We start from the raw sequence: 8,157 nt of genomic DNA on the forward strand, positions 1-8,157 counted from the left end.
CTTTTGAGGATTACTCCCCTTCCCCCACATCCGCTCTCGTTCATGCGCTCAAGGATGGGCTGTTCAGTGCCATTGTCATGAGTCAGGTTCTAGAACATGCGTTTGATGTGAATCTCTGGATCAGCAAGGCAAATGGCTTGTTGAAGACTGGTGGCATATTGGCTATTGCTGTACCTAATTTTGACAGCTTCCTAAGGTATATTTTTGGCATTAATGAGCCGTATATTATCCCACCTGCTCACCTCAACTTTTTTTCGCCATCCAGCTTAAGCCGGTTGTTGGAACGGCACGGTTTCAAGGTGGAGAGGGTCCAACATGTGTCGAGAATTCCGCGTGATGTGTTCAAGAAGCGGCTGCCTGCTTGGGCGGCACCGCTGGTTTCGGTTCCCTACAATGCTACGCGAGCTGTATTGTCGGGCCTTGACCAAGCCCACATGGGGATGATCATCAATGTTTACGCTAGTAAACGATCGAACAGCCCTCTAAGCGTTCTACCATTTCCATGAACGACAAGATGGCGGTGATGGACTGGCAACGGGGCGATGCGCCCGTGGCCGTGGTGATGATCTCGCTCAACGAGGGCCACAACATGGAGGCGGTCCTGCGGAATCTGGCTGGTTGGGCGCAGGAGGTTTTCTTGGTCGACAGTTTCAGCCAAGACGAGACGGTAGAGATCGCTTTGCGCCATGGCGTCCAGGTCGTCCAGCGCCGCTTTCTTGGGTTTGGCGATCAATGGAATTTCGCGCTCAGTGAATTGCGGATCACCGCGCCCTGGACCATGAAGCTGGACCCTGACGAGCGCTTATCCGATGAAGTAAAGCGCAATCTGGTCCAGGTCATGGAGCGCGACGATGCGATGGGTGTCTCAGTGGTGCGTCGGCTGTGGTTTATGGGGCGCCCCTTAGCTGTCAGGCAGGAGTTGGTGCGTGTCTGGCGAACTGGACATTGTCGCTTTACCGATGTGGCTGTGAACGAGCATCCGGTGGTGGCGGGTGCGATCTCTCAGGTCCACGGGGAGATCGAACACCATGATAGCCCTGATATGGATCATTGGTTGGAGAAGCAAAATCGCTATACCACGGCGGAGGCGATCATCGCGTACCAGAAGTCCGCGCTGGCCGATCATCCGCGTTTGCTGGGTACGCCATTGCAAAGGCGGATGTGGCTGAAGCAGCGATTCTGGGGCTTGCCTTTTCGTTATGCGCTGTTTTTCCTCTATAACTGGCTTTGGCTCGGTGCCTGGAGGACGGGTTGGGTCGGGTACGCTTGGGCTCGATTACGCGGTGATGTCATGCGGCTCATAGAATACAAGCGCCGCGAGATCGAGTTGACCGGATGCTTGCCAACCCGGCGGGTCTATGGGGCAGGTCAACCGGATGCGCGGGTGCGGCAGTATGAATAGGTCTTGCGGATGTGCGGTCTAGTCGGCTACGCGGGTCAATTCCTGCCTGGTCTCGTGGCAAGGATGAACGGCGGTCAGGCGAACCGTGGCCCGGACGGGGAGGGTGTGTTTGAGGACCCGGCCGCCGACTTAGCGCTTGGGCACGTTCGCCTCGCCATCCTTGACCTCAGCTCCGCCGCAGCCCAGCCAATGCACTCGGCGGACGGGCGTTTTGTGCTGGTCTTCAATGGCGAAATCTATAACTTTCAGGGGCTCCGCCGCGACCTGATCGCCCGGGGGCATGGTTTTGGCTCAACCGGCGACACCGAGGTTTTGTTGCATGGTCTGGTGGCGCACGGCGCTGCCTTTGTCGAACGACTGAACGGCATTTTCGCCTTTGCGCTCTGGGATCGGCGTGACCGCGAGCTATTGATCGCCCGCGATCCGCTCGGGGTCAAGCCGCTCTACTATGCGGAGCCCAACCCTGGCACGCTGCTGTTTGGCAGTGAGATCAAGTCGCTTCTCCAACACCCCGGGCTTTCGCGCGAGCCTGACTTCGTCGCACTTCAGCAGCACCTGGGCTATTGCCATGCCTCCGATGGGCGCACGGCGCTGCGTTCAGTCAAGCGGCTGCTGCCCGGCTGTTTGTTGCGCTGGCGCAAAGGCCGGGCGCTCGACGTCCAGCGCTACTGGCCCAATCCATTCGGTCGGACGCCGTTGCGGGATCGCCCGAGCGAATTGATTGAGCTGCGCCGACAGTTGCATACGGCAACTCGCCGACAGATGGTGGCTGACGTGCCGGTTGGCATGTTCCTCAGCGGTGGCTTGGACAGTAGCCTGATCACCGCTTTGGCGGCGCGCGAGGCCAATGCCAAGTTTGATTGCTTTACCGTCGCCTATTCCAGTGCGGATAACCGACTCGACCGGGCGGGCGAGGACCTGCCGCACGCCCGCGACCTGGCGCAGCGGCTCGGTCTGCCCTTGCACGAGATCGTGATTGAGCCCAAGGTGGCGGACCTGTGGCCGGAGTTGGTCTGGCACCTGGATGAGCCGCTGGCGGATCCGGCCGCGATTGCCTGTTATCTGATCTGTCGGCTCGCGCGTGAGCAGGGCGTGAAGGTGTTGTTGTCCGGGCAGGGGGCCGACGAGCTCTTTTGTGGCTATCCGCGCTATCAGGTGTTGCATGCCACGGCGGGGTTGGATCGGTTGCCGTTGGCGCCCAGGCGCCTGATCGCCCGTCTCACGCGGGCCCTACCTGGCGCCCGCGAAGGGCGGTTTGGTTCTATGTTGCGGCGGGTCCGGCGCGTGCTGGCTGAATTGGGTGAACCGGCCGCGACCCGCTTTCTGAACCTCTGTGCCAGTACGCCCCAGGCGGAGATCAGCCGGGTCTGGTCGCCGGCGGTGCGGGATGCCTTGGGCACTGAGACCTTTCGTGACGACTGCGTGCGCCATATTGCCGAGACTGGCCTGACCGGGCTGTCGGCGTTGCAGGAACGCGACCTTGCGATCTATCTGCCCAATCACAATCTGAATTATACTGATAAGATGAGCATGGCGGTCGGGATCGAGGCGCGCGTGCCGCTGTTGGATCTTGATCTGGTCGAGCGGGTTACCCGCTACCCCTATCCCTGGCTGCTGGGGCGTGACACCAAGGTGTTGTTGCGTGAGGCGGCGCGGGGTCTGGTTCCGGACGCCATTATCGACCGTCCGAAGGCGGGTTTCGGGGCGCCTTATCGCAAATGGCTGCGCTACGATTTGGCGGATATGTGGCATGAGGTGACATCCGAGTCCGCAGTGAAGGGCCGCGGTTGGTTCGACTATAAGGCGCTGCAGGATGCCCGCGCCCGGAGTCAATCGGGGCAGGATGATTTGTATATGCTGCAATGGGCGGTATTGACGATGGAGCTGTGGGCCAGGCGGTTTATCGACTGACCGAACATGCGATCGAGCATACACGGCGACGCCTGGCGGCGTTTGGGTTGACCTCGCAGTTGGCGTGGGCGATGCGGAGAACCTGGACTTTCCCGAAGGGTCGTTCGATCAGGTGTATTCCTGGGGTGTGTTGTATCACAGATCCGATACGCCAAGGGCCGTTGCTGAGGTATGGCGGGTGCTGAAGCGGGGGGGGCAGGCCCGGGTGATGATCTATCACAAGGCGAGTGTCATCGGTTTGATGCTTTGGCTGCGCTACGGGCTCTTGGTTGGTCGGCCATGGCGTTCTTTTGCCGATCTCTATGCTCATCATCTCGAAAGCCCCGGGACCAAGGCCTATACCATCTCGGAGGCCCGGAAACTGTGTTCGCGGTTTTCGCAGTGCGACATTACGACGATGTTGACTCATGGTGACTTGCTGACATCCGATGCGGGTCAACGTCATCGGGGGGTGTTGCTGAACGTGGCGCGGGTGCTCTGGCCACGTTGGCTGATTCGGCGGTTCTTTGCTCGCAATGGGCTGTTTATGTTGATTCGAGTGGTCAAGTAGCCCCGGAGGCCTTGATCATGGTGCTGGCCGCCTAGCTGGATTCTGCGCGTTCGTGCTGGCTGAGAGATTGCCGTGCCTGGTTTGGATTCCGGCGTCCCGGCCGGAATGACGGTGCGGCCTCTGCCCGGAACGACGATCAAGGCCGTCGGATGGGATTTAGGTGCGACTTAAGTCGCACCGACACTTGGCTCTATGCCAACTGCTGGAAATCGCCTTATGTGCCCTAAATGGCCCGCCCGTGCGATCGGTCTGGATCGCCTCCGTGTTCCCCACCCTCCCGCGCGCCCACTGCGCCATGTCCCGATCCCCACGCCGACGTTGATTCCGTGTGTCCTCCCACCCGGCGGGTGCGCCGCACGACGGCTCCTATAAGCATCTGTTCTCCCATCCGGAGATGGTCGAGGGTCTGCTGCGCGACTTTGTGCAGGAGGACTGGCTGGCGCTGATCGACTTCACCACCTTGGAGAAGCAGGGCGGCAGCTATGTCAGCGACGACCTGCGCGAGCGCGAGGATGACATCATCTGGCGGGTACGGGTGGCGGGGGACTGGCTGTATGTGTACCTGCTGTTCGAGTTCCAGAGCCAGGTCGATCCCTGGATGGCGGTGCGGGTGGTGGTCTACACCGGGCTGCTGTATCAGGACCTGATCAAGAGCCAGGCGGTGACGGCGGGTGAGCGTCTGCCGCCGGTGTTTCCGCGGGTTCTCTATAACGGCAGCGGGCGTTGGACGGCCGCGCGAGACGTGGCCGAGCTGATCGCCCCTTTGCCGGACGCACTGGCCCGCGGCCTTGGTCATCGCTCCGGCGAGACCTGTTCTTGTGGCAACCCGTCGCGGCCTAGGGGCCGCTCCTACGCGGGGAGGAGCGGCCCCCAGGCCGCGACGAATGTTCGCGGGGTGGCCCGAACAGCGATCAAGGCCGTTGCCCTGAAGGGCGACCTCCATGGCTCTATCGGCTGGGCCTGGACCGCGACGACATCTTGAGCCTCTATGCCTTCATCGACTGGGTGTTGGCGTTGCCGGAGGCGTTGGAAGAAGACTACCATCGGTGCATTCAGGCGATCGAGGAGGCTGAGCACATGCAATACGTGACCACTGCTGAACGTATCGGGATTCGGAAGGGCCGGCAAGAGGGCCGGCAAGAGGGCCGGCAAGAGGGTTGGCAGGATGGTCGGCAGGAGGGCCAACGCGAGTTGTTGGAGCAGCTGCTGGCGGCGCGGTTCGGTGCCTTGCCGGGTGCGGTTGCGGTGCGGCTGGCGGAGGCCGAGTCGGCGCAGCTCGTGGCTTGGTTCCAGCGGGCGCTGACGGTGCCCTCGCTGGAGGCTGTGTTTGCGGACGGGTGAGGTCGTGCCGGCGCTGGGAGACTCTGAGATGGGCGAGGTGGCCGTGATCCATTCCCCCCACCCGTCGCGGCCCCCGGCCGCGACGAGTCGCGGCGAGAACTGGTGGCCGGAGTCGTGATCAAAGGTCCCGCGGGCATTGATCGTCGTTCCGGTCGCTGGCAGGTATCGGTCGGCCTTCCCCGCCCTACAGCGCGACGACTACGATTCGCCGCGGAAGGCCTTGCTTGACCGCTGGCATCAGCGATTTTTTGAGTTCTTTTTTCCCGTGGCGGCTGCTGACATCGATTGGTCACGTGGGTTGAGGTCCGGCCCGCTGGTTCCGCGAAAGCGCGCGCCGATCTGGATCGCACCGACCCGCAGCAGCCGGCGGGGCGACCCGAACGACGATGAGGGCCAGTCCGGCGGCCCTGTGTTTGGCGCGGATCACTATCCTGCGTCCGACCGGGGGCTGAGTGTCGCAGTCATTGATTATATAAATACAATGACCAAAGAATGATCCGATTTCCTCCTTGTGCCTCGACCGGTTGTTGATCATAATCTAGCCTCGGAAACGGACCCGCGATCGCTCGGCAAACGCCGTGACCACGGCACATATAACTATCTCTCGGAGGAACGATCATGACTACCGTAAACCACCTGGGTGGGTACGCCGTTCAACCTTTGTCTGTCAGCCGCGTGTCAGTGATCAGACCCTTGGTCTGGTTGTGGCGGGGCTTCGGTGATCTGAACCATTCGCCTGGCGCCAGCCTCGCCTACGGGCTCATGGTGTCGGTGATGGGGGCGATCATTCTCGGCTTTTGGCGGCACCCCTACCTGATCGCTGCCAGCATTACCGGCTTTCTGCTGGTGGGGCCGCTCCTGACGGCGGGGCCGTGCGAGCTGTCGCGCCGCCGGGCGGCGGGCGAGGCCGTCGATTTCGACGCCTCGCTGTCGGTGCTCGGGCTCCATCGTGAGGCCTTGGCGCGGTTTGGCGCCGGCCTGCTGACGATTGGTGCCCTCTGGTTCGCCGTCTCGACGCTAATTCTCACGGTTGCCTTGGGCAGCGCGGCGCCGAGCGTCAGTGGGACCCTCTGGGGCGGTGTACTCGATCAGATGACCATGGTCCAGGCGATTTCCTATGTCGTCATCGGCGCTATCCTGGCCGGCCTGGTCTTTGCGCGGTCGGTCATCTCCATTCCGGTGATCATCGATCGCGATGCCGATGCGCAGACCGCCATCAACACCAGCAAGCGCGTTATGCTGGATGATCTGCCGGCGATGATCGTCTGGTCCGTGCTCATTGTGGGCTTGGTGGCGATCGGCTTTGCCACCTATCTGGTCGGGATGGTCGTGGTGTTTCCGCTGCTGGGTCATGCGACCTGGCATGCCTACCGGGATTTGGTCCGCTAGCCGGGGCCAGAATAACGAGGGCTGGGGAAGGGGGCTAGTCTTGAATTAGGCCTCGGTCAGTTGCTCATGATACCGGTCCGCGCGTGATAGCGTCGCGGCCGGGGCCGCTCCTACGGCGTAGGAGCGGCCCCCGGCCGCGACTACCGCACCGCGGCCTCGTCGCCAACCGTCTTTTCTGGATTATTCATGAAAAAGCTCAGTCGCTTAGGCAGGGGCGGGACCTGCAGGTGTTGCTCCTGGCGGGCCTGACCCGGATAGAGCGGCTCGGCGACCACGGTGACTGCACGGGTGGTGCTGGAGAACCATAGGTAGCGCTTCAGCGGTGTCTTTCCGATGTAGTTACCGTCCACATAGATGGCCGCCGGCGTCGGGGACGACTCGATCTCCACCAGGTCGTTGGAGGTGCCGGGAGGGATATAACGGCAGGGGTCCGGGGGGGCGACGCAGTGCTCGGTCGCCGCGTCGCAGCGCGGTTTGGGCCCGGCGCTGCAATCCAGGTTGGCGGTGGCGCAGCCCCCGCTAAGGGCCGCGAGCGCGAGCGTCAGTACGATGGTTGGCCTGTTGGTCACGTGGCGGCGGCCGCTTCCAGTTCCTCTAGAACGCCTTGGGCGGCCTTGTCCCAGGTGAAGTGGGATGCCCGCTCGATCCCCGCCGCGATCAGGCGCGTGCGCAGTTCCTGGTCCTGGAGCAGGCGCGCGAGGCTCGCGGTGATGGCGGGCACGTCCAAGGGATCGAAGAGCAGCCCGGCGTCGCCCACCACCTCCGGGATGCTCGATGCATTGGCGGCGCAGACCGGCGTGCCGCTGGCCATGGCCTCCAGCACCGGGATCCCGAACCCCTCGAACAGCGAGGGGAAGGCCAGCGCGTCTGCCGCGGCATAGAGTGCAGGGATCACCTCATCGGGGACGAATCCGGGGAAGACGACCTGCTCGGTTAGTCCGAGTTCAACTACCCTCGCCTTGATGACCTCGGCCCCGCTCCAGCGCCCGCCCACCAGGACCAGCTTGTGGGGGAGGGCGGTGTCGCGCTTGAGTTGCGCGAAGGCCTCCAGCAGGCGGACATGGTTCTTGCCTGGGTGCTCCAGACGGGCGATATAGAGTATGTAGGGGTCGGGGATCTTGAGCGCCGGCGGCAACTGCGCGCGCGCCACCGCGCGAGGGCGGGGGGCGAAGCGTTTGAGGTCGGCACCGTTGTAGATGACTCGGATACGCGCCGCGGGGACCCGGGCGAATGACTCCAGGTCGCGGCGGGTGGACTCGCTGACCGAGATGACCCGGGTCAGGCGTCGCATCATCCGCGGCAGGACCCGCATGACATAGAACATGCGCGCCGCGTCGTATTTCTGCGGGACGTGCAGTTGGGAGAAGTCGTGCACGGTACCAACGCTGGGCACCCCATAGGACCAGGCGAGCCGCCGGTTGCCCGCGGGCATGAAGACCACATCGCAGCCATAGCGCCGCAGCATCGCCGGCAGCATGAAAAGGTGCCAGAAGAGGCTTGCCACCGGGTGACCGGTCCAATCAGGCAGGGCGATGACCGTCAGGCGTGGGTGCCAGCTCTGCAC

At 62.8% G+C, this 8,157-nt stretch carries 7 protein-coding genes and 2 pseudogenes; 7 read left to right on the forward strand and 2 right to left on the reverse strand.

Annotation, left to right across the window (positions count from 1 at the left end):
* The 7 genes and pseudogenes from QZY44_RS05060 to QZY44_RS05090 all read left to right on the forward strand — a co-directional run.
* A partial coding sequence (locus tag QZY44_RS05060) for a methyltransferase domain-containing protein (protein WP_295443125.1) occupies positions 1-506 on the forward strand: 506 nt, incomplete at its 5' end.
* A gap of 44 nt (positions 507-550) precedes the next feature.
* Positions 551-1,402 carry a glycosyltransferase family 2 protein gene (locus QZY44_RS05065; protein ID WP_295443129.1) on the forward strand — a complete coding sequence of 284 codons (852 nt, stop codon included), beginning with the start codon at positions 551-553 and terminating at the stop codon, positions 1,400-1,402.
* A 9-nt stretch (positions 1,403-1,411) separates the two neighbouring features.
* A complete protein-coding gene (asnB, locus tag QZY44_RS05070) occupies positions 1,412-3,313 on the forward strand; it encodes an asparagine synthase (glutamine-hydrolyzing) (RefSeq protein WP_295443132.1) in 1,902 nt (633 codons plus the stop codon).
* Positions 3,314-3,374: 61 nt separating this feature from the next.
* A pseudogene (locus tag QZY44_RS05075) lies at positions 3,375-3,863 on the forward strand (class I SAM-dependent methyltransferase); the annotation flags it as partial.
* 328 nt (positions 3,864-4,191) lie between these two features.
* A pseudogene (locus QZY44_RS05080) lies at positions 4,192-4,647 on the forward strand (Rpn family recombination-promoting nuclease/putative transposase); the annotation flags it as partial.
* A gap of 194 nt (positions 4,648-4,841) precedes the next feature.
* Entirely contained in the window at positions 4,842-5,204 is a 363-nt protein-coding gene (locus tag QZY44_RS05085) for a transposase (protein WP_295443135.1), read from the forward strand.
* Between the two features lie 618 nt (positions 5,205-5,822).
* Complete coding sequence (locus QZY44_RS05090; protein WP_295443138.1) at positions 5,823-6,593, forward strand: DUF2189 domain-containing protein; 771 nt, start codon at positions 5,823-5,825, stop codon at positions 6,591-6,593.
* A 140-nt stretch (positions 6,594-6,733) separates the two neighbouring features.
* Here the strand turns inward: QZY44_RS05090 and QZY44_RS05095 are convergent, their stop codons facing one another.
* Together QZY44_RS05095 and QZY44_RS05100 are read right to left on the reverse strand one after the other, a co-directional pair.
* Positions 6,734-7,162: a PEGA domain-containing protein gene (locus QZY44_RS05095; RefSeq protein ID WP_295443141.1), complete on the reverse strand. Its 429-nt coding sequence runs from the start codon at positions 7,160-7,162 to the stop codon at positions 6,734-6,736.
* Positions 7,159-8,157: glycosyltransferase family 1 protein (locus QZY44_RS05100; RefSeq protein ID WP_295443144.1), on the reverse strand; the 999-nt coding region annotated here is incomplete at its 5' end. The genes QZY44_RS05095 and QZY44_RS05100, both read right to left, overlap by 4 nt.

The sequence above is a fragment of the uncultured Thiodictyon sp. genome, assembly GCA_903837595.1.
Lineage (GTDB): Bacteria > Pseudomonadota > Gammaproteobacteria > Chromatiales > Chromatiaceae > Thiodictyon.

Coding starts and splice junctions, on each gene's coding strand:
- asnB (WP_295443132.1), top strand. CDS start 1,412: ATGTGCGGTCTAGTCGGCTACGCGGGTCAATTCCTGCCTGGTCTCGTG.
- QZY44_RS05090 (WP_295443138.1), top strand. CDS start 5,823: ATGACTACCGTAAACCACCTGGGTGGGTACGCCGTTCAACCTTTGTCT.